The following is a 20,974-nucleotide window of genomic DNA, read 5'->3' as shown; positions in this document are numbered from 1 at the left end:
CGGAACTGGAAAGAATTGCGGATGTCAGTAAAAATTTAACGAATGTTTTCTTAAGGTTCTGGAAACGATTTGACGTACGGTCCGTCGAGCGAGTGGCTGTTGTCACGTTTTCGTTTTCTTTTCATGGCGCGCATGTTCGGCTACAGACGTGTCCGCATTTATTCGAGGACGATCATCAAGCGAATCGCGATGATCGTAGAGCTAGAACGGGGAATACCTTGCTGAAATTGCGGAAGACCACCACCACGCTCGCGCTGCTTTCGGGGATTTCGATGCTGGGCGGCGCCATGTTGCCGGTCGATGCTCAGGCCTACACGCTGATGGACATGCTGAAGGTCCGCTCGCGTGAACAGAGCGCCAGGAATTTGCCGGGCGTGGTCACCGAAATTCCGTCCGAGCGCGCCATTCGTGATCCGGAGCCGCTGCCGAAGGTCGCCCCGCCAAAATACTTCACTTACCGCGCCGATGCTCTGCGCGCCGTGAAGACCACCGGTTTTGCCGCTGCGTCTGCAGCCGACCAGACCCGTTTCCTGGCTGAGGCCCGCGTTTCCGCGCCGGCCGAGGTCGCAACGGCCGTCGAAGCCTATTATGCGCGCAACGGTGCCCCGCTGTGGGTGGAAAATGGTGAGCTGACGGAACGGGCACGCGCCGTTCTGGCAACGCTGAAGAAGGCTGCCGATTACGGTCTCGATCCGGCCGACTACGCTGTCGACGAGCCGCAGCTGACGACCGCAAGCGTTTCGCCTGACGCTTCGGGTGCTCATGCTCCCGACGCCGTAAAAACCTATTCGACAACGAACACGGCCGAGGCCGCACCGGCAACGTCTGCGCAGACCGCACCGCCGGCCGGCACTGCCGAGGCAGCAACGGCTGCAACGACGGAAACGGCACCTGCTGTGACCACCGAACCGGCGCCGGTTACCACGACCGAAGCAGCGCCTGCCGCTGAAGCCACTGCTCCGGCCGCGGCGCAGGCACCTGCCGCAACCGTTCCGCCGGTTGCTGTGGAAAACGCACCGGCCACCCAGCCGGCCGTGACCGAGCCGGCAGCACCGCAGGTAGTCCTCGACGACAGCCATGCGAAAGAGCTGATGCAGTTCGACGTGGCGCTGTCCGCCAAGGTCATGCTGTTTGCGCAGGACATGGTGCGTGGCCGTCTCGACCCGAACCGCATTTCCGAGTTCCACGATTTCAAGCGCAAGCCGGTGCAGCTTGCCGCCATCATCGATGGCGCGAAGACGGCACCTGACGTTGCTGCCTATCTCGACGGTCTGGCGCCCAATAATGCCGAGTTCAAGGCACTGAGGAACGAGCTGGCGCAGCTGCGCGTCGCTTCCGAGCAGGACGACGCCATCAAGCTGCCGGACGACCTGCTGTTGAAGCCCGGCATGAGCAGCCCGGACTTGTCCAACGTTGTCGCTGCGATCCAGAAAAAGGCATCGGAAGACTTCAAGACACGTCAGGCGGAGGTGATCGCCACCTACCAGCAGACGCCGGAATACACACCGGAACTGGTTGCCTTCGTGAAGGACTTTCAGAAGGAAGCCGGTCTGAGCGCCGATGGCGTCATCGGTCGCGGCACCGTGCGTGCGCTGATCGGCGACAGCAACGAGGACAAGGTCGGCAAGCTGATCGTTGCCATGGAGCAGCTGCGCTGGCTGCCGGTTGATCTGGGCGATCGCCACGTCATGATCAACCAGCCATCGTTCCGCGTCGCCTATTACGAACACGGCACGGAACAGTTCTCCATGCGCTCGGTGATCGGCTCCAAGGCGCACCAGACCTTCTTCTTCCAGGACAAGATCAAGACCGTCGAGTTCAACCCGTCCTGGGGCGTGCCGCAGTCGATCATCGTCAACGAGATGGTGCCGAAGCTGCGCAAGGACCCCAGCTATCTCGATCGCCAGGGTTATGAAGTCGCCGTCAACGGCCGTGCCGTATCGTCGACCAGCGTCGACTGGTACAGCTCGACCAACAACATCTCCGTTCGCCAGCCGCCGTCGAGCGACAATGCGCTGGGTGATCTGAAGATCCTCTTCCCGAACGCGCATGCCATCTACATGCACGACACCCCGGCCAAGAGCTTCTTCAAGCGCGACATGCGTGCGCTGAGCCACGGTTGTGTACGTCTGGCCGAACCGCGCAAGATGGCTGCAGCACTGCTCGGCATCAGCGAGAAGGAAGTCGATGCCCGCATCGCCAATGGTCGCAATGCGCCGACTCCGGTGACCGCCGACATCCCGGTCTATGTTGCCTATTTCACGGCATGGCCGAACAAGGACGGCAAGGTCGAATACTTTGGCGACGTATATGACCGCGATGTGGCGACCATGAAGGCGCTGGCAGCGACATCCAAGGCACGCAATCCGCAGGCGTGATGCCTGCGAAACGATAGAATGCAGAAAGGGCGCCCTCGGCGCCCTTTTTCGTAATCGCTATTTTTTCTCGATCAGCTGCAGAACCATTTCCGGCGTCAGTTCATCGAAACCGTCGATGATCGCCGTCGGATTGAGTTCGGCCACCGGCACGTCCGAATACCCGAAGCTGACGCCGACGGACGGGACATTGGCGTTGTGGGCGGCGAGGATGTCGTTGACGCTGTCGCCAATCATCACGCTGCGGGCCGGGTCGCCGCCGGCCTTTTCGATCGTTCCAAAAATGTGGCGGGCATCCGGCTTGCGGAACTCAAACGTATCGCCGCCGGTGATAGCCACGAAATAGCGCGTGAGGCCAAGTCCTTCGAGCAATGGCAGGGCCAGCGTTTCCTGCTTGTTTGTGCACACGGCAATCGTCATGCCGGCCGCCTGCAGGCGATCGAAACATTCGGTAAGGCCGGGATAAGCGTGGCTCTTGCCCGGCATGCCGGCCTTGTAATGGGCGATAAAGCGATCGAACAGCGGCTCAAGATCATCTTCGGAAAGCGGTGTGTTCTTCAGGTCGAAGGCGCGGCGGATCATCACGCGGGCACCCTGGCCGACCAGATGCGTGAGGTCGTCATAGGTCACCGGTTCAAGGCCAGCAGAGGTGATCGTGTGGTTGAGGCTTTCGATGAGATCGGCATGGGTGTCGATCATCGTGCCGTCGAGATCGAAGACGACCAGGGGAGCTTTCACGTCGGGATACCTCGGATTTCTGACGCCATGGGAAGGTTTGGCGGGGAGGGGAATGAAGTGGTTCAGCGCTTCCGGTTTAGGCAAAGCGGTGAGCGAATGCAAATGGCGGCCAAGTAACCATAAGCCGTCAATCAAATGAAAAGCCTGTCGAAAACGTAACATCCGGGGCCTTTTGTTTATGGCACGAGCCGTGTAAACAGCAGCGGACCAAACGACTGGACGATGAACAGGGGAGCTTCTCGCGCATGGACGCCCGGGAAATGAAGATCAAGGCGGCTGCCGCCGCGCTTGAACATGTCGAAGACGGTATGCGGCTCGGCATTGGCACCGGATCCACGGCGGAAGAATTCGTGCGCCTGCTCGCCGAAAAGGTCGCAGGCGGCCTCAAGGTCGAAGGCGTGCCGACATCCGAGCGCACGGCGCGACTGTGCGTCGAACTCGGTGTTCCGCTGAAATCCCTTGATGAACTGCCGGAACTCGATCTGACCATCGACGGTGCCGACGAGCTGGATGCCAATCTGAGCCTCGTCAAGGGTGGCGGCGGCGCGCTTCTGCGCGAAAAGATCGTGGCCGGCGCATCCGCGCGGATGATCGTGATCGCCGATGAAAGCAAGGTCGTGGATACACTCGGCGCGTTTCCGCTGCCGATCGAGATCAATCCCTTCGGTTCCGTGGCGACACGCATCGCCATCGAGAAACTGGCTTCGAAGCTGGGACTTTCCGGTGAACTGAAGCTGCGCCGCAGTGGTGAGGACATTTTCACCACGGACGGTGGACATCATATTTTTGACGCATCTTTTGGCCGTATTCCTGATGCAGAGGCGCTTGCAGGCGCCCTCAACTCCATTCCTGGAGTCGTGGAGCACGGGCTTTTCATTCACATGGCGTCGCTTGCGATCATTGCCGGACCGGCAGGGGCGCGGACGCTGAAAGCGAACAACACAGGAGCTAACCTTTCATGATCAGACTAGCGGTTTTTGGCCGTGCTGCCGCAGTGGCAACGCTCGTTTCCGGCCTCGCTCTCAGCGCCGGTGCGCAGGCACAGGAAATTTCCGCCTCGCATCTGCAGGCAGCGCGTGACACGATCAATGCGATCGAGGCAACCCGTCAGTTCGACAACATCCTGCCGAACCTTGCCGAGCGTCTGAAGGCCGAGTTCATCCTGTCCTCGCCGAATTTCCAGGACAAGATTTCCGAGACCGTCGATAACGAGGCCATCGCTCTGGCTGCGCGTCGCTCCGATCTCGAAAAGGAAGCCGCAACGGCTTACGCCAAGGCTTTCACCGAAGATGAGCTGAAGGCGATCGCTGCTTTCCACAGCTCGCCTGCCGGCAAGAAATTCCTCAGCACGCTGCCGCTGGTTCAGCGCGAACTGGGCCGTGCCGCCGAGATCTGGGCAAATGGCATTTCGCGTGATCTGACCAACCAGAGCACAGCCAAGCTGCGCGACGTGGTTGCGGTTGCTCCGAGCCAGCCTTCGGGCGCCGAAGCCGTCAACCCGGCACCGACTCAGCCGTAAGCGGTTGCGAAATTCGAGTTCATCGAAAGCCCGGCTTCGGCCGGGCTTTTGCATTTGCGAAATCGCACATTATATCCATGCCGTTCTCTTCGATTCCTCCCTCCCGAATTCCTGACTGGAGCCTTTCATGACCACCGCTGCGACCACTTACGACTACGATCTTTTTGTCATCGGCGGCGGTTCTGGCGGCGTGCGGGCAGGGCGTGTTGCCGCCTCGCTCGGCAAGAAGGTGGCGATTGCCGAGGAATATCGTTTCGGCGGTACCTGCGTCATCCGCGGCTGCGTGCCGAAAAAGCTGTTCGTTTATGCCTCGCAGTTCCCCGAGCATTTCGAGGATGCGGCCGGTTACGGCTGGAGCGTTGGTGAAAGCACCTTTGACTGGGGCAAGCTGATTGCCGCCAAGGACAAGGAAATCGACCGTCTGGAAGGTCTCTATCGTCGCGGCCTGGAAAATGCCGGTGCCGAAATTCTGGCAACACGCGCCGAGCTGGTGGATGCGCATACCGTGCGTCTCACCGCCACCGGCAAGACGGTGACGGCCGATCGTATCGTCATCGCCACCGGCGGCACGGCGAACCCGCATACCTCGCTGCCAGGCCATGAATTGTGCATCACCTCCAATGAGGCTTTCCACCTCGAAACCCTGCCGAAGTCGATCCTGATCGCCGGTGGCGGTTACATCGCCGTGGAATTCGCCAATATCTTCCATGGCCTCGGTGTCGAGACGACGCTGATCTATCGCGGCAAGGAAATTCTTTCGCGCTTCGATATCGACATGCGTCGCGGCCTGCATGCGGCGATGGAAGCCAAGGGCATCCGAATCCTGCTGACCGACGTGATCGAGGATGTGGCGAAGAACCCGGCGGGCGGCCTGACGGCACGCACCAAGGCCGGCGAAACGCTGCAGGTGGAAACCGTCATGCTGGCGCTTGGTCGTGACCCGCATACCAAGGGTCTTGGTCTGGAAGCTGCCGGTGTGAAGACAGACGAGCGTGGCGCCATCATCGTCAACGAATATTCGCGCACCAATGTCGAAAATATCTATGCGCTGGGCGATGTGACCGACCGCGTGCAGCTGACGCCTGTGGCGATCCATGAGGCGATGTGCTTCATCGAGACCGAGTACCGCGGCAACCCGACCTCGCCGGATCATGACCTGATCGCGACGGCGGTGTTTTCGCAGCCGGAAATTGGCACGGTCGGTCTTTCGGAAGAAGAAGCCGGCAAGAAGTTCGAAAATGTCGAAGTCTACCGCGCCGAATTCCGGCCGATGAAGGCGACGCTTTCGGGCCGCACCGAGCGCACCATCATGAAGCTGATCGTCAATGCCGAAGATCGCAAGGTGGTGGGCGCGCATATTCTCGGCCACGAAGCCGGCGAGATGGCGCAGCTTCTCGGCATCACGCTGAAGGCCGGCTGCACCAAGGATGATTTCGACCGCACCATGGCCGTACATCCGACCGCTTCGGAAGAACTGGTGACGATGTACAAGCCGAGCTACCTGCTCAAGAACGGCGAACGCGTCGAGGGCTGATCAGGCCGGCAAGGCGCGAAACTATCCGATCCGCCACACAGGTGGCGGATCGTACCGATCGGCGGCACCGCCGGTCTATGCAAGGAGGAGGCGAAGGGTTATAAGCCGCCTCAAATTTCGAAAGGCACCATGGCCGGGACGGCCATAACGTGCAGATTGGGTGAGTATCATGGCACAGAACTGGACACCGAGCACCTGGAGGCAGAAGCCTATTCAGCAGGTTCCGGACTATCCGGATGCCGATAAGCTGCGCGAGACCGAGCAGCAGCTGGCAACGTGGCCGCCGCTCGTCTTCGCAGGCGAAGCGCGCCGGCTCAAGAAGTCGCTTGCAAACGTGGCGGAAGGCAATGGCTTCCTTCTGCAGGGCGGCGACTGTGCCGAAAGCTTTGCCGAGCACGGCGCCGATACCATCCGCGATTTCTTCCGCGCCTTCCTGCAGATGGCCGTGGTCCTGACCTATGGCGCCCAGCTGCCGGTGGTGAAGGTCGGCCGTATCGCCGGCCAGTTCGCCAAGCCGCGCTCCTCTGGCATCGAAACCCAGGGCGACATCAGCCTGCCGAGCTACCGTGGCGATATCGTCAACGGCATCGAGTTCAACGAAGCTGCCCGTATTCCAGACCCGGAACGCCAGATCATGGCTTACCGCCAGTCTGCTGCGACGCTGAACCTTCTGCGCGCCTTCGCGATGGGTGGTTATGCCAACCTCGAAAACGTGCAGCAGTGGATGCTCGGCTTCATCAAGGATTCACCGCAGGCGGATCGTTACCGCAAGCTGGCCGACCGCATTTCCGAAACCATGGAATTCATGCGGGCGATCGGCATCACCTCGGAAAACAATCCGAGCCTGCGCGAAACCGATTTCTTCACCAGCCACGAAGCGCTGCTTCTGGGTTACGAAGAAGCGCTGACCCGCGTCGATTCCACTTCGGGTGACTGGTACGCTACGTCCGGCCACATGATCTGGATCGGCGACCGCACACGCCAGGCCGACCACGCGCATATGGAATTCTGCCGTGGCATCAAGAACCCGCTTGGCCTCAAGTGCGGTCCTTCGCTGCAGCCGGACGACCTGATCAAGCTGATCGATATCCTCAATCCGGCCAACGAAGCCGGCCGTCTGACGCTGATCTGCCGTTTCGGTCACGACAAGGTTGCCGACCATCTGCCAAAACTTATCCGCGCCGTGGAAAAGGAAGGCCGCAAGGTCGTTTGGTCCTGCGATCCGATGCATGGCAACACGATCACGCTCAACAACTACAAGACCCGCCCGTTCGAGCGTGTCCTGTCGGAAGTCGAGAGCTTCTTCCAGATCCACCGTGCCGAAGGCACGCATCCGGGCGGCATCCATGTCGAGATGACCGGCAAGGACGTGACCGAATGCACCGGTGGCGCACGCGCGGTGACCGGCGCCGATCTACAGGATCGTTACCACACCCATTGCGACCCGCGCCTCAACGCCGATCAGGCGCTCGAACTGGCCTTCCTGCTGGCCGAGCGCATGAAGACCGGCCGCGATGAAAAGCGCATGGTTGCTGCTGCGGTCTGATTTCGTATTGGCTTGAAACAAAAAAGAGGCCGGCGTCGGGGGTGGACGCCGGCCTTTTCAGTTTGCCCGTACGCGAAACGCTGAACAGGACGGGCGCGGGGTGGATGGGGAACCCGCGATTACAGTCTTCGAATACTCGGCCCGCTAGATTGGGGGGTGGGGTCCGGCACTGGCTTTATATTCGAAGATGATAATATAATGCCAAGCAGCCATTAACAAATCCTTTCTTTAGCGATAACTAATTTGCATCTGTCATTTCGCGTCTCACGGCATTCGTGGGAAAAGTTGGGCGCTGCCTGTCGAGACCTTGCCGGATTTGTGTGTTACGCGTGCCGGTACGATGAACAGGAGTGCCGGATTTGCTGCGCAGCTCGATCGAGATCTTCAACATCCGTACCCGTGAAAGCCGTGTTCTGTGGCAGACGGAGCAGCTTTTCGAGGCGCCGAACTGGTCGCCGGACGGGCGTTATCTGATGCTCAACTGCGATGGCCGCATGTATCGGCTGGCATTGGAAGATTCGAGCGTGCCGCAGCCGGTCGATACCGGTTTCGCCATCCGATGCAACAATGATCATGGTATTTCGCCAGACGGCACGCTGATCGCCATTTCCGACAAATGCGAATTCGATAAATCGGCGATCTATGTTCTGCCCGCCGTCGGTGGCGAGCCGAAACTGGTGACGAAGAACCTGCCATCCTATTGGCATGGCTGGTCGCCGGATGGGACGCGTTTCACCTATTGCGGCATCCGCGATCAGGTTTTCGATATCTATTCCATTCCGGTCGATGGCGGCGAGGAACGCAGGCTGACCTTTGGCGAAGGTCGCAATGACGGGCCTGATTTTTCCGCCGACGGCAAATGGATCTATTTCAATTCCAGCCGCACGGGCCGCATGCAGATCTGGCGTTTGCCGGCCGAAGGCGGTGCTGCCGAGCGCATCACCGACAGCGATTACGGCGACTGGTTCCCGCATCCGTCGCCCAAGGGCGACAAGGTGGTGTTCGTGTCCTATGACAGCGACGTTTTCGACCACCCGCGTGATCTTGATGTGCGGGTGCGTCTGATGGATATGGATGGCGGCAATGTCGAGACGCTGTTCGATCTTTTTGGCGGGCAGGGAACGATGAACTCTCCCAACTGGGCGCCCGGTGGCGACGAGTTTGCCTATGTCCGTTATTTCCCGCTGACCTGAAGATTTTTGAAGAATGCTGACGAAACCGAACCCCGAAAAAGGGCTGGCCGAGGCTGGCCCGTTTGCCCGCGACGAACTGGCGGCCGTCTACCGCGCCATTCATTCCCGCCGCGACGTGCGCGACCAGTTCCTGCCCACGCCATTGCCGGATGATCTGCTGCAGCGGTTGCTGGAAGCCGCGCATGCGGCACCATCCGTCGGTTTCATGCAGCCGTGGAGCTTTATCCTCATCCGCGACGAGGCGACGCGTCAGGCAGCCCACGAGGCGTTTTCCCGCGCCAACGAAGAGGCTGCCGGATTGTTTTCCGGCGAACGCGGCGACATCTATCGCAGCCTGAAACTCGAAGGCATCCGCAAGGCGCCTCTGTCGATCTGCATCACCTGCGATCCCGACAGGGCGGGATCCGTCGTGCTGGGCCGTACCCACAATCCACGCATGGACGTTTATTCGACCGTCTGCGCCGTGCAGAACCTGTGGCTCGCGGCCCGCGCCGAAGGCGTCGGGGTAGGCTGGGTCAGCATCTTTCACGATGCCGACATCAAGGCGCTGCTCGGTATTCCCGAACGCGTCGAGATCGTCGCCTGGCTCTGTCTCGGTTATGTCGACCAGCTTTACAGCGAGCCGGAACTGGCGCTCAAAGGCTGGCGCGAGCGTCTGCGGTTGGCAGACCTCGTGCATGAGGGGCGCTGGCCGCAGGACAAGGCCTGACGGGCTTCACTGGCGCTGCTGGGCGCTTCTGTCGGCCGGGTTGGCGAGATCGATATCGGAGGCATCCGGCAGAAAGACCGGGCCGACCATGCGCACCGGTTTCGACGGATCATAGTCGCGCTCCGGCACAGGCGGCAGTTCCGGCGCCTTGGCCTGTTCTTCCACAGGCGGCGGTGTGTTGAACTGGATGATCGACGATTCTTTAGGCGCAGTCAGCGTGACGACGGAAGACGATGTGTCGGCCGGGGTTTCGGTATCGGCCGCTGGCAAATCCTGCTGCGGGTCGACGGAGACGGTTGTCGCGTCAAATTCGGGCGGTGTGCAATTGTTGGCCTGAATATCGGCGCGGATCAGCCTGGTCTCGTGATTGGTGATAACGAGGCTGCGGGCCTGATTGCGGGCCGATAAAATGTCCTGACGGTTCTGCTCCATGCCGCTCAGCATCTGCCGCAGAACGCGGCAGGCCGCATCATTGGGGCCGCCGAGTGGCGTGATGCTGATCGAGCCGCATTCATGGCGGCGCATGTCCAACCGCAGTTTGCGGATCTCGATATTCTGTTTGGTCAGCGCCTGCGCATGTTCACGCACATTGCTGGTATTGCCGATGATGTGAGGTGCGTTGGCAAGGCGGCGATAGAGGTCTTCGCAAAGCGCGGCATTGTCCTGAGCCATTGCGGGCAACGGGCTTAAGCACATGATCAGGGATAACAGCCGGTGAGGGCGCATCCTTCATCCTCCATTCGGTCCCGTATTGCAGGGGCCGTCATCATCTGGTTGTCGAAGTCCGGAGGCGGATGGTGCCGCCTCCGGATTGACATTGTCCTAACAGCCTTACGCCAGGATGGCCGGCAGGGTCGGCTGCGATGCTTCGGCAACGGCGATCGCCGTCATGTTGACGACGCCACGCGAGGTGACGGACTGGCCGAGAATGTGGGCCGGAAGGGCAGCCCCGACGAGGATCGGGCCGACATGCAGCGCATCGGTCATGTTGCGGACGATGCCGAGCGAGATGCTGGCGGCATCGAGGTTCGGGAAGATCAACAGGTTGGCTTCACCGGTCAGCGTGCTGTCCGGCATGGCGCGCTTGCGCACCACTTCCGAAAGAGCAGCGCCACCCTGCATTTCGCCGTCGATTTCCAGATGCGGTGCCTGTTCGCGCACCATTGCCAGAGCTTCGCGCATCTTGCGGGAACTGTCCGAATCGCGCGAGCCGAAATTCGAGTGGCAGATGAGTGCTGCTTTCGGCTTGATGCCGAAACGCTGCACTTCCTGCGCCGCCAGAATGGTGATCTCGGCGATCTCGGCAGCCGACGGGCTGTAGTTCACGAATGTATCCGTGAAGAACATCGCGCCGCGCTGCGAGATCAACAGGCTGAGGCCGGACAGCGAGCAGGCGCCGGGGCGCATGCCGATGATCTGACGGATGTGGCGCAGGTGGCTGTCATAGCGGCCTTCGAGGCCGCAGATCAGCGCATCGGCTTCACCGCGCTTGACCGACAAGGCACCGATGATGGTGTTGTTGGTACGCACCAGCGTGCGGGCGGCATCCGGGTTGATGCCGGCGCGGCCGACCAGCGCAAAATAGTCGTCGACATATTCGCGGTAACGCGGATCGTCTTCCGGATTGACGACGGAAAAATCCTCGTTGGGGCGCAGACGGATGCCAAAACGCTTCAGCCGCGCCTCGATGACCGAAGGACGGCCGATCAGGGTCGGTATGGCGATCTGTTCGTCGAGCAGGACCTGAACGGCGCGCAGGACGCGTTCGTTTTCACCTTCGGCGAAGATGACGCGCTTCTTTTCGGCGGCCTTGGCGGTCGCAAAGATCGGCTTCATGACAAAGCCAGAACGCCAGACAAAACGGTTCAGCTGATCGAGATAGGCGTCGTAATCCTGGATCGGACGGGTGGCGACACCGGTCTCCTCGGCGACCTTGGCGACGGCCGGCGCAATGCGCAGGATGAGGCGCGGATCGAAAGGCGAGGGGATCAGGTAGTTCGGGCCGAAGATCGGCGTCTCGCCAGAATAGGCGCGGGCGACGACGTCCGAGACTTCCTCACGGGCCAGCGCTGCGATCGCCTGCACCGCTGCCATCTTCATCTCTTCGTTGATCGTGGTGGCGCCGCAATCGAGCGCACCGCGGAAGATGTAGGGGAAGCAGAGGACGTTGTTGACCTGATTGGGGAAATCCGAACGGCCGGTGCAGATCATCGCGTCGGGACGGGCGGCACGCGCCAGTTCCGGCATGATTTCCGGGTTCGGGTTGGCGAGCGCCATGATCAGCGGCTTTTCCGCCATCTGCGCCAGCAGTTCCGGCTTCAGCACGCCGGCAGCCGAAAGGCCGAGGAATACGTCGGCGCCGCCGATGCTGTCGGCCAGAACGCGGTTGTCGCTCTTCTGGGCGTAGACGGCTTTCCACTCGTCCATCAGCTCGGTGCGGCCTTCATAGACCAGACCTTCGATATCGTGGACCCAGATGTTTTCCTTCTTGGCACCAAGCGAAACCAGAAGGTTGAGGCAGGCAAGCGCTGCCGCACCGGCGCCGGACGCGACGATCTTGACGTCGGAAATGGTCTTGCCGGCCAGTTCCAGGCCGTTGAGGATGCCAGCGGCCACGATGATGGCGGTGCCATGCTGGTCGTCGTGGAAAACCGGGATGTTCATCTTCGCGCGCAGCTGGCGCTCGACTTCGAAACATTCCGGTGCCTTGATGTCTTCAAGGTTGATGCCGCCGAAGGTCGGCTCGAGCGCCGCGATGGTCGAGACCATTTCCTCGACTTTCGGCGCATCGATTTCGATATCGAAAACGTCGATACCGGCAAACTTCTTGAACAGGACGGCCTTGCCTTCCATCACCGGCTTGGAGGCCAGCGGGCCGATATTGCCAAGGCCCAGAACAGCGGTGCCGTTGGAAATCACGGCGACAAGGTTGGCGCGCGCCGTGTAATCGGCAGCGGTTTCCGGATTGTCGCGGATAGCAAGGCAGGGAGCGGCAACACCCGGCGAATAGGCGAGCGCGAGGTCGCGCTGGTTGCCGAGCGGCTTGGTCGCGGTGACCTCCAGCTTGCCGGGACGGGGAAATTTATGGAAATGCAGCGCCTGCTCTTCGAGTTCGCCATTGCTGGCGGGGTTGGCAGGCGTATCGGACATGTTCGATGTCATTGCGACCTCGGTCAATTTTCTTCTGGAAGGTCCCTCAATACAACAAATGTTCCGAGGGTCCAGCCGCATATTGATCAATAACGATATTTCGGGATCGGGCGTGTTGCGCTGAGGTTACTCAGGGTGGGAACCGGGGCAAAAGCGGCATTCTGTCATGCTAGTGAAACAAGACTCTGTTTTTCAGGAGCCAGGACGACGCGACGAAAGGGCGGTTTCGTGACTGGGCAAATGGAAACAAAACATTTCAGAACCCTGTTCATCTCCGACGTGCATCTCGGCTCGAAGGCGGCACGCACGGATTTCCTTCTGGATTTCCTGCGCTACCACGAGGCCGACACGATCGTGCTGGTCGGCGATATTGTCGACGGCTGGCGTTTGAAGCGTAGCTGGTACTGGCCGCAGGATTGCAATGACGTGGTGCAGAAACTGTTGCGCAAGGCGCGCAAGGGCACCCGCATCATCTACATTCCCGGCAATCACGATGAATTCCTGCGCTCGTTTCCGGGCGTGCATTTCGGCGGTATCGAAGTTGCCGACCGTATCATCCACGAGACGGCGGACGGCCGCAAATATCTGGTTCTGCATGGCGACCAGTTCGATGTCGTGGTGCGCAATATCCGTCTGCTCGCCTATCTCGGCGACTGGGCCTATGACGCGGCGATCGTCATCAATATCGGCCTTGCCGCCATCCGCCGCAGGCTTGGCCTGCCTTACTGGTCGTTTTCGGCCTGGGCAAAGCTGCAGGTCAAGCAGGCCGTCAATTTCATCGGCGAATTCCAGAACGTGGTGGCCGACGAAGCGCGCCGCGCCGAAGTCGATGGCGTCATCTGCGGCCATATCCACCACGCAGTGATGGAAGACATCGACGGCATCCACTACGTCAATACCGGCGACTGGGTGGAAAGCTGCACGGCGATCGCCGAGCATATGGACGGCTCGTTCGAGCTGATCACCTGGCGACAGATTGCAGCGACGGCGCAAGTGCATGCGCTGCCGGCGCCGGAAGAACGCGAGATGTCGGCAACGCAGGCGGCTTGATTCTTCGCAGCAGCAGATTTGATATGGGCCGGTCATGGTGACCGGCCCATTGTCATTTCAGGCATCAGGCCTTGTATTTTGCTTCCAGAAAATCGAGCAGGTTGAAGGCTGTGAGAATGTTGCCGAACAGGAAGTCGGCGGACGGCAGCTCGATCTTTTCGCCCATCAGGTTGGCGAATGTCGGCAGCGCCTTCAGTTTTTCGCTCATGGCGCCGGCACCCTTGGCGCCTTCATCCTCCAGAAGCAGGATCAGGTCGGCTTCGAGAAGATCGAGGCGTTCGAGGCTGATATTGATGAAGGCATCGTCGCCGCCGGCCTGCTGTTGCGGCGGCGCCTTGAAGCCGACATCCTTCAGCACCGCCCATGTGAAGGAATTGTCCTGCAGCATGTAGCGGACAAGATTGGTGCGAACACGGGCGACCGTTGCCGTGCCGGCCTTGTCGCCGATGATGGCGCGAACGGCCTTGGTGCAGTTGTCGTAACGGTCGAGCAGTTCTTTCGCCTCGGCGTCGCGGCCCGTCACCTGCGCGATGCTTTCAAGCGCCTTGCGCCAGTTCTTCTGGTCCACATCGATCAGCACCGTCGGAGCGATCTGGCTGTAACGGTCGTACATGCCCTGCTGGTCAGGCAGGTCGTCATTGCTCATCAGGATAAGGTCGGGCTCCATGTTGAGCACGGCCTCGTAATTCGGCTCCTCGGATGTGCCGATGTAAGCGATATCGGCGGGCAGGCGTTCGGCCACGCCCTTGGCGAAACCACCGGTAAAATTCGGGCGCGAGGCGCCGACCGGCTTGATGCCGAGCGCGACGGCCGGCTGCAGCACGCCATCACCATCGGTCACGACGATGCGCTTGGCCACCTTGGGGATTTCGACCGGGCCGATGAGGTCGGTGACGGTGATGGTGTCTTGCGCGAGAACGTCCTGTGTGAAGACGGTGCTGGCAGCGAAGGCAAGCGAGGCCGCGATCATGTCGCGGCGCGTCAGGGAAATGGGCATGGGCATTATCCTCTCGTCAGTCTTTTGAAACGGCGGGGTGGGAATTGTCGTGCAGGCCGCGTGGCACTACCAGCGGTGTGCCGAAGATCGGATCGGCGATGATGATGCTGTCTAGGCCGAATACGTCGCGCACCAGCGCCTCGGTAACGATATCGGCGGGGCGACCTTCAGCGACCGCATGGCCGCCGCGCATGGCGATCATGTGGGTGGCGTGGCGGCAGGCCTGATTGAGGTCGTGCAGGACGGCGGCGATGGTGTAGCCGCGTTCGCGGTTGAGCTTTTCGAGCAGCAGCATCAGTTCCATCTGATGGGCGATGTCGAGGAAGGTGGTCGGCTCGTCGAGCAGCAGCAGCGGCGTTTCCTGCGCCAGAACCATGGCGATCCAGGCGCGCTGACGCTGGCCACCGGAAAGTTCGCTGACACGACGTGCTGCGAGATCGTTCATGCCGGTCGCCTGGATGGCTGCGGCAACGGCCTGTTCGTCGGCCCGGCTCCACTGGCGCAGAAAATTCTGGTGCGGATAGCGACCGCAGGCGACCAGTTCGGTGACGGTGATGCCGTCAGGCGCGATCGAGCTTTGCGGCATCAGGCCGACGCTGCGAGCGAATTCCTTGGTCGGGATGGAGGAGATGGCGCGGCCATCCAGCAAGACGGAGCCCTTGCCGGGGGCAAGCAGCCGCGCCAGCGCCTGCAGGAGCGTGGACTTGCCGCAGGCATTGGGGCCGACGATAGCGGTGAAGGAGCCGGACGGGACCGTGACGGTCAGGTCCTGGGCAATGACCGACTTGCCGTAGGCGAGTTCGACGGCCTGCGCTTCGAGGCGGGGGGCGGCGTGTGTGGTCATGTGCGGCGGGCCTCCTTGACGATCAACCAGAGGAAATAGGCGCCGCCGATGCATAGCGTGACCACGCCGACCGGCAACTGGATGGGACTGAAACTGTGCTGCGCGACGTAATCTGCGGCGGAGAGGAGAAGCGCGCCGGTCAGCATGGAGGCGGCAAGCGACGTGCCGGCCGTGCGGGTGATGGCATGGGCGATCGGTGGGGCGGCCAGCGCCACGAACGGGATGGGGCCCGCCATGGCGGTGACCAGTGCCGTGGCGACGATGGCGAGCGCCATCAGCGACAGCCGCACGGTTTCGACCCTGATGCCGAGCGCGCGGGCGCGCGCATCGCCCATTTCCATCAGCCGCAACGGCCGTGACAGGACCAGCGCCGCAATGATGACGGGCACGGCGACCCAGAGCGCCGGCAGCAATTGCTGGCTACTGACCCTGGCAAGCGAGCCCATGCCCCATGTGTTGGCGGCCATGGCGGTGGACAGCGTCGACTTGATGAGTATCCAGTGATTGGCCGAGGTGAGCATGGCGCTGACGCCGATGCCGACGACGATCAGTTGGAAACCCTGAATACCCTTGTGCCAGGTGAGCAGGTAGACGGCGAAGGCGGTGAGCAGACCGCCAGCGATGGCGCTGCCGGCAAGCACCAGCCAGCCGCCGCCGGCAAAGGTGATGGCGAGGATGGCGCCGGTATAGGCCCCGGCATCGAAACCTACGACATCCGGGCTGCCGAGCGGATTGCGGGTGATCGACTGGAAGACGGCACCACCGAGGCCGAGCAGCGCCCCGAAGAGGGCGGCGGCTGCGGCGCGCGGCATGCGCCATTCGAGCACGACCAGCCGGGTGCGGCGCTGGCCATTGCCCAGCAGCACGTCGATCACGTCCATGACCGGAATGCGCACCTGTCCGCTGACAAGGGCGGCGATCACGATGGCGAAAGCAAGCGTGACGAAGATGGCGTAGGCCAGCAGAAGCCGCTTGTCGATGCTCATGCCGACACGATCGCCGAAGGCGCGGATGGTGAGGCGCCGGCGCATGAAGGAGGGATGCAGGTTCATAGGGCCGTTACCTTGCGGGCGCGCACCAGCCAGATCAGCACCGGCGCACCGATGAATGCGGTGACGATACCCACCTGGATTTCCGCCGGGCGCATGCTGAGGCGGCCGATGATATCGGCGGTGAGCAGGATGATCGGCGCCAGAACCAGCGTATAGGCAAAGATCCAGCGCTGGTCGTTGCCACCGATCCAGCGGGCCACGTAGGGCACCATCAGGCCGAGAAAGCCAAGCGGGCCGGCGGCGGCCGTGGCGGCGCCGGTCAGAAGCATGACGGCGATCACGACCATGATGCGGGCGCGGCCGAGGCCGGCGCCGAGCGAGCGCGCCTGATCGTCACCAAGTGCCACGATGTTGAGGACCGGTGCCGATATCAGCGCAAGCACGATGCCCATGGCGACAAAAGGCGCGGTATAGGTGAGGTTGTCGTAGCCGGTGATGGCGAGCGAGCCGACTTCCCAGTTCAGCATGTGGTCAAAGGTGTTGGGATCTAGAAAGATCAGCGTCGAGGTGAGGCCACGCAAGACGGAGCCGATGGCCACACCGGCCAGCGTCAGCCGCAAGGGCGTCGCACCGGCGCGACCGCCCATGGCAGCGGCATAAACGGCGATGGCCGCCAGTCCCGTGCCGGCGAAGGCGAACCAGATCAGCGACAGCGGATGCGAGATGCCGAGCAGGCCTATGGCGACCACCATGGCGAAGGCGGCACCCGCATTGATGCCCAGAATGCCGGGATCGGCGAGCGGATTGCGGGTCAGCGCCTGCATCAGCGCGCCGGAGAGTGCAAAACCGATACCCGCCATCAGGCCGAGCAGTGTGCGCGGCAGGCGCAGCGACCAGATGGTTTCGCTGTCGATGCCGGAATCAGGCGAGATGAGCGCGGCCGCGACATCGCTGACGGGAACAGTCCGGGCACCGATCGCAAGGCTGAAGCAGATGATGGCGGCAAGCGCCGCAATGGCGACAACAAGGCCTATGCTTTTGCCATTCCGGCCTGTTGGGCGGGAGATATCGGCCGCAAGCGCAGCATGTTCGACGGGACTGGAACTCATGAAAACGATCGCTCGTCCTTCGTGAGATCGCCTCCCGTCGATCTTTTGATGACAAATTTCGTCATCTTTTGATCATCTGACTTTCGTCAAGTCAATCACTTCGGTGTAGTGTCATGTTTTACCCCCACAGTTCCGGCAGTGGCGCGCTGACCAGCGAACCGTCATAACGCAGGCCCGGAACGCGGTCGCGCGCCAGCAGCAGCGGGCCGTCGAGATCGGCGTATTCGCAGCCGTCGGCGAGCAGCACTGCCGGCGCCATGGCCAGCGACGTGCCGACCATGCAGCCGACCATGATCTTGAAACCCAACCGCTTTGCTTCCGCCTTCATCAACAGACCTTCGGTGAGGCCACCCGTCTTGTCGAGCTTGATGTTGACGGCATCGTAACGGTCGCGAAGCGCGGCAAGATCGGCCGTGGCATGAACGCTTTCGTCGGCGCATATCGGCACCTTGCGGCGGATGTCGGCAAGAATGGCGTCGTTTCCGGCCGGCAGCGGCTGTTCGATCAGTTCGATATTGGCCTGTGCCGCGACCGCCAGATGACGTTCGATATTGGCCTCGGTCCAGCCCTCGTTGGCATCGATCACGATGCGGGCGTCGGGGGCTGCTGCACGCACGGCGCGGATGCGCTCCGCATCGTTTTCCGTGCCGAGCTTGATCTTCAGCAGCGGCCGATGGGCATTGGCGGTAACCTGTGTCGCCATGGTCTGTGGATCGGATAACGAGATCGTGTAACAGGTCACCATCGGCGCCAGATCCGTGACGCCGAGCAGAGCCGCGACCGATACGCCACGCGTCTTGGCCTCGAGATCAAAGAGAGCGCAATCGATGGCGTTGCGGGCAGCACCCGGCTTCATTTCGGTGAGCAGCGATTCGCGGGTCAAACCTTGTTCGATGGCCGGCGTGGCGGCGCGAATCGCCTCCAGAACGCCCTCGATCGTCTCACCATAACGGCGATAGGGCACGCATTCGCCGCGTCCGGTCATGCCATTCTCGCTTATGGTGCAGGTCACGACCTCGGCTTGCGTCTTGGAACCCCGTGAAATCGTGAAGGTCCCGGCAATCGGGAAGGATTCTGTTGTGGCTTCAAGGTGACGCCGCATGGTTTTAGCTTTCCCGCTCATGGCAATTCGTTAACAGGTGTTTATATTGCCGTTTCCCGATGGTGCGATCAACGGGCGTTTGAGCAGAAGAAGATTTATGCAGGCACAGCCGAACCCCGCCGAAACGTCGGACGCGGATATCAGGATCGAAGAGATCGACAATGGCGGCCAGCGTATCATTCTGTCCGGCAGCTGGCGCAGCCATGGCATCTCCTCGGTTCTGCCGAAGCTGGCAAGCCTTGAAACCGGCAAGGCCAATGGCCGGCTGGAAGTGGATGTCAGCGGCATAGACGGCATCGACACGGCAGGCGCCTGGCTTTTGCGCCGCATGATGACGCGGCAGAAGGATGCCGGCGGCGAAGCCGAACTGGTTGGCGCCGATCCTAAGCTGCAGGAACTGATGGACGTCCTGCCGGAAAGGACGCCCGAGCCGGAAAAGATCGTCGACGACAGCACGCGGTTCCAGCGCATTTTTGCACCGCCCGGCGAAGCAATGGTGGCGCTCTATCAGGACCTCGTCGCGGCGATGAATATTCTCGGCTCCGCGGTGCGCGGTGCGCAGATGAAGCTCGGCCATGGAACCGGCGTTTCGCCGGCCTCGGTCGTCACCCAGATCGACCGCATGGGCGTGCGCGCCACGCCGATCATCATCCTGATGTCTTTTCTGATCGGTGCGATCATCGCCCAGCAGGGTGCGTTCCAGCTGCGTTATTTCGGTGCCGAACTGTTTGTCGTCGATCTGGTCGGCATTTTGCAGTTGCGCGAAATCGGCGTGCTTTTGACCGCGATCATGATCGCCGGCCGTTCCGGCAGTGCGATCACCGCCGAGATCGGCTCGATGAAGATGCGCGAGGAGATCGATGCGCTGACCGTGATCGGCCTCAACCCGATCGGCGTGCTGGTGTTTCCGCGGCTGGTGGCGCTGACCATCGCGCTGCCGCTTCTTGCCATCATCGCCAATTTTTCGGCGCTGACGGGTGCTGCGGTGATCACCTGGGCCTATTCGGGCATCACCTTCGAAACCTTCCTCGGTCGTCTCAACGAGGCAATCGACTATTCTTCCGTCGCATCCGGCATGATCAAGGCGCCGTTCATGGCGCTGGCCATAGGCATCGTGTCCGCCGTCGAAGGCATGAAGGTTGGTGGCAGTGCCGAGTCGCTCGGCCAGCATGTGACTGCATCCGTGGTGAAGTCGATCTTTGCGGTCATCCTGATGGATGCGCTGTTTGCGATCTTCTATTCCGCGATCGATTTTTGAGGTGGATATGACGGCCGACAGCGAAACACTGGAGAGAAAAGCGCCGGCGACCAGCGATCGCGACGTCATTCTCGAAGTGCGCGATCTGACCGTCGGATTCGGGTCGAAGATCGTGCTAGACAATCTCAACCTCGATATCTATCGCGGCGAAATTCTGGGCTTTGTCGGTGCGTCGGGTACCGGCAAGTCGGTGCTGATGCGCACGGTGCTGCGTCTTTTGCCGCACCGCTCCGGCACGATCAAGATCCTCGGCGTCGATTACGACACCGCCGACGAGCAGAAACGTATCTCGCTCGACACGCGGCTTGGTGTTCTTTTCCAGCACGGCGCGCTGTTTTCGGCGCTGACGGTGAAGGAAAACATCCAGCTGCCGATGCGCGAGTATCTGCAACTGCCGCAGTCGCTGATGGATGAGCTGGCCTATCTCAAGCTGGAACTCGTGGGCCTGCCGCCGGATGCGGCCAACAAATATCCATCGGAACTGTCGGGCGGCATGATCAAGCGTGCAGCGCTTGCGCGCGCGCTGGCGCTCGACCCGGATCTCGTTTTCCTCGACGAGCCGACATCCGGTCTCGACCCGATCGGCGCCGCCGATTTCGATGCCCTGATTGCCAAGCTGCGCGACACGCTGGGCCTGACCGTCTATATGGTGACACACGACCTCGATAGCCTGTTCTCCGTCTGCGACCGTATTGCGGTTCTCGGCCAGAAGAAGGTATTGGTGGAAGGAACGCTGGACGACATGTTTGCCTGCGACGACGCTTGGGTTCAGTCCTATTTCCGCGGCAAGCGCGCACGATCGGTTGTGACTGAGCCGGTCGACCGAGCCACCGAACACCCAGAAAAGTGACCGGAATT

The 20,974-nt window shown here is 61.4% G+C and carries 18 protein-coding genes; 10 read left to right on the top strand and 8 right to left on the bottom strand.

The features are described from left to right. Nucleotides 1-218: 218 nt before the first annotated feature. On the top strand, nt 219-2,378 hold the full coding sequence (locus AAIH70_RS28185) for a L,D-transpeptidase family protein (RefSeq protein WP_430037214.1): 2,160 nt from the start codon (nt 219-221) through the stop codon (nt 2,376-2,378). A 57-nt stretch (nt 2,379-2,435) separates the two neighbouring features. Here AAIH70_RS28185 and AAIH70_RS28180 read toward each other — a convergent pair whose 3' ends face one another. Then, nucleotides 2,436-3,074: an HAD family hydrolase gene (locus tag AAIH70_RS28180; RefSeq protein ID WP_245519154.1), complete on the bottom strand. Its 639-nt coding sequence runs from the start codon at nt 3,072-3,074 to the stop codon at nt 2,436-2,438. A 284-nt stretch (nt 3,075-3,358) separates the two neighbouring features. On the opposite strand from AAIH70_RS28180, the gene rpiA reads away from it, so the two are divergent. From rpiA to bluB, 6 genes are all read left to right on the top strand, one after another. Continuing rightward, nucleotides 3,359-4,075, top strand: a complete 717-nt coding sequence (rpiA, locus tag AAIH70_RS28175) for a ribose-5-phosphate isomerase RpiA (protein ID WP_132273568.1) — start codon at nt 3,359-3,361, stop codon at nt 4,073-4,075. Then, entirely contained in the window at nt 4,072-4,632 is a 561-nt protein-coding gene (locus AAIH70_RS28170) for a DUF2059 domain-containing protein (protein ID WP_132273569.1), read from the top strand. Before rpiA ends, AAIH70_RS28170 begins: the two co-directional genes overlap by 4 nt. Nucleotides 4,633-4,759: 127 nt before the next feature. Beyond that, complete coding sequence (gene gor, locus AAIH70_RS28165) at nt 4,760-6,166, top strand: glutathione-disulfide reductase (protein ID WP_132273570.1); 1,407 nt, start codon at nt 4,760-4,762, stop codon at nt 6,164-6,166. Between the two features lie 169 nt (nt 6,167-6,335). Further along, the gene (locus AAIH70_RS28160; RefSeq protein ID WP_132273571.1) at nt 6,336-7,712 is read left to right on the top strand and encodes a class II 3-deoxy-7-phosphoheptulonate synthase; all 1,377 of its coding nucleotides are present in this window, start codon (nt 6,336-6,338) and stop codon (nt 7,710-7,712) included. Between the two features lie 362 nt (nt 7,713-8,074). Continuing rightward, on the top strand, nt 8,075-8,905 hold the full coding sequence (locus tag AAIH70_RS28155; protein WP_132273814.1) for a TolB family protein: 831 nt from the start codon (nt 8,075-8,077) through the stop codon (nt 8,903-8,905). Nucleotides 8,906-8,918: 13 nt separating this feature from the next. Then, the gene (bluB, locus tag AAIH70_RS28150) at nt 8,919-9,614 is read left to right on the top strand and encodes a 5,6-dimethylbenzimidazole synthase (RefSeq protein WP_132273572.1); all 696 of its coding nucleotides are present in this window, start codon (nt 8,919-8,921) and stop codon (nt 9,612-9,614) included. 6 nt (nt 9,615-9,620) lie between these two features. Here the strand turns inward: bluB and AAIH70_RS28145 are convergent, their stop codons facing one another. Both AAIH70_RS28145 and AAIH70_RS28140 read right to left on the bottom strand, forming a co-directional pair. After that, the gene (locus AAIH70_RS28145) at nt 9,621-10,286 is read right to left on the bottom strand and encodes a hypothetical protein (protein ID WP_132273573.1); all 666 of its coding nucleotides are present in this window, start codon (nt 10,284-10,286) and stop codon (nt 9,621-9,623) included. Nucleotides 10,287-10,445: 159 nt separating this feature from the next. Then, nucleotides 10,446-12,776, bottom strand: a complete 2,331-nt coding sequence (locus AAIH70_RS28140; protein WP_132273574.1) for an NADP-dependent malic enzyme — start codon at nt 12,774-12,776, stop codon at nt 10,446-10,448. Nucleotides 12,777-13,004: 228 nt separating this feature from the next. Here AAIH70_RS28140 and AAIH70_RS28135 point away from each other — a divergent pair, with 228 nt between their 5' ends. After that, complete coding sequence (locus AAIH70_RS28135) at nt 13,005-13,814, top strand: UDP-2,3-diacylglucosamine diphosphatase (RefSeq protein ID WP_165931998.1); 810 nt, start codon at nt 13,005-13,007, stop codon at nt 13,812-13,814. Nucleotides 13,815-13,878: 64 nt separating this feature from the next. Here AAIH70_RS28135 and AAIH70_RS28130 read toward each other — a convergent pair whose 3' ends face one another. From AAIH70_RS28130 to dgcA, 5 genes are all read right to left on the bottom strand, one after another. After that, nucleotides 13,879-14,811: an ABC transporter substrate-binding protein gene (locus tag AAIH70_RS28130; protein ID WP_430037207.1), complete on the bottom strand. Its 933-nt coding sequence runs from the start codon at nt 14,809-14,811 to the stop codon at nt 13,879-13,881. A 16-nt stretch (nt 14,812-14,827) separates the two neighbouring features. Then, nucleotides 14,828-15,655, bottom strand: coding sequence for an ABC transporter ATP-binding protein (locus tag AAIH70_RS28125; protein ID WP_132273577.1), 828 nt, complete (start codon nt 15,653-15,655; stop codon nt 14,828-14,830). Then, nucleotides 15,652-16,707 carry a FecCD family ABC transporter permease gene (locus AAIH70_RS28120; RefSeq protein ID WP_245519128.1) on the bottom strand — a complete coding sequence of 352 codons (1,056 nt, stop codon included), beginning with the start codon at nt 16,705-16,707 and terminating at the stop codon, nt 15,652-15,654. The genes AAIH70_RS28125 and AAIH70_RS28120 overlap by 4 nt, the downstream gene beginning before the upstream one ends. Further along, nucleotides 16,704-17,756: a FecCD family ABC transporter permease gene (locus tag AAIH70_RS28115; protein WP_430037203.1), complete on the bottom strand. Its 1,053-nt coding sequence runs from the start codon at nt 17,754-17,756 to the stop codon at nt 16,704-16,706. The genes AAIH70_RS28120 and AAIH70_RS28115 overlap by 4 nt, the downstream gene beginning before the upstream one ends. Before the next feature lie 118 nt (nt 17,757-17,874). Further along, nucleotides 17,875-18,858 carry an N-acetyl-D-Glu racemase DgcA gene (dgcA, locus tag AAIH70_RS28110; protein ID WP_132273579.1) on the bottom strand — a complete coding sequence of 328 codons (984 nt, stop codon included), beginning with the start codon at nt 18,856-18,858 and terminating at the stop codon, nt 17,875-17,877. Between the two features lie 97 nt (nt 18,859-18,955). On the opposite strand from dgcA, the gene AAIH70_RS28105 reads away from it, so the two are divergent. Next, complete coding sequence (locus tag AAIH70_RS28105) at nt 18,956-20,116, top strand: ABC transporter permease (RefSeq protein WP_132273580.1); 1,161 nt, start codon at nt 18,956-18,958, stop codon at nt 20,114-20,116. A gap of 7 nt (nt 20,117-20,123) precedes the next feature. Continuing rightward, nucleotides 20,124-20,966 (top strand): ABC transporter ATP-binding protein, encoded by an 843-nt coding sequence (locus tag AAIH70_RS28100; protein WP_132273581.1) that lies wholly within the window; start codon nt 20,124-20,126, stop codon nt 20,964-20,966. Nucleotides 20,967-20,974: the final 8 nt, after the last annotated feature.

Source organism: Neorhizobium sp. BT27B (assembly GCF_050455485.1).
Lineage (GTDB): Bacteria > Pseudomonadota > Alphaproteobacteria > Rhizobiales > Rhizobiaceae > Neorhizobium.
This window is presented reverse-complemented; position numbering and strand designations above follow the sequence as displayed.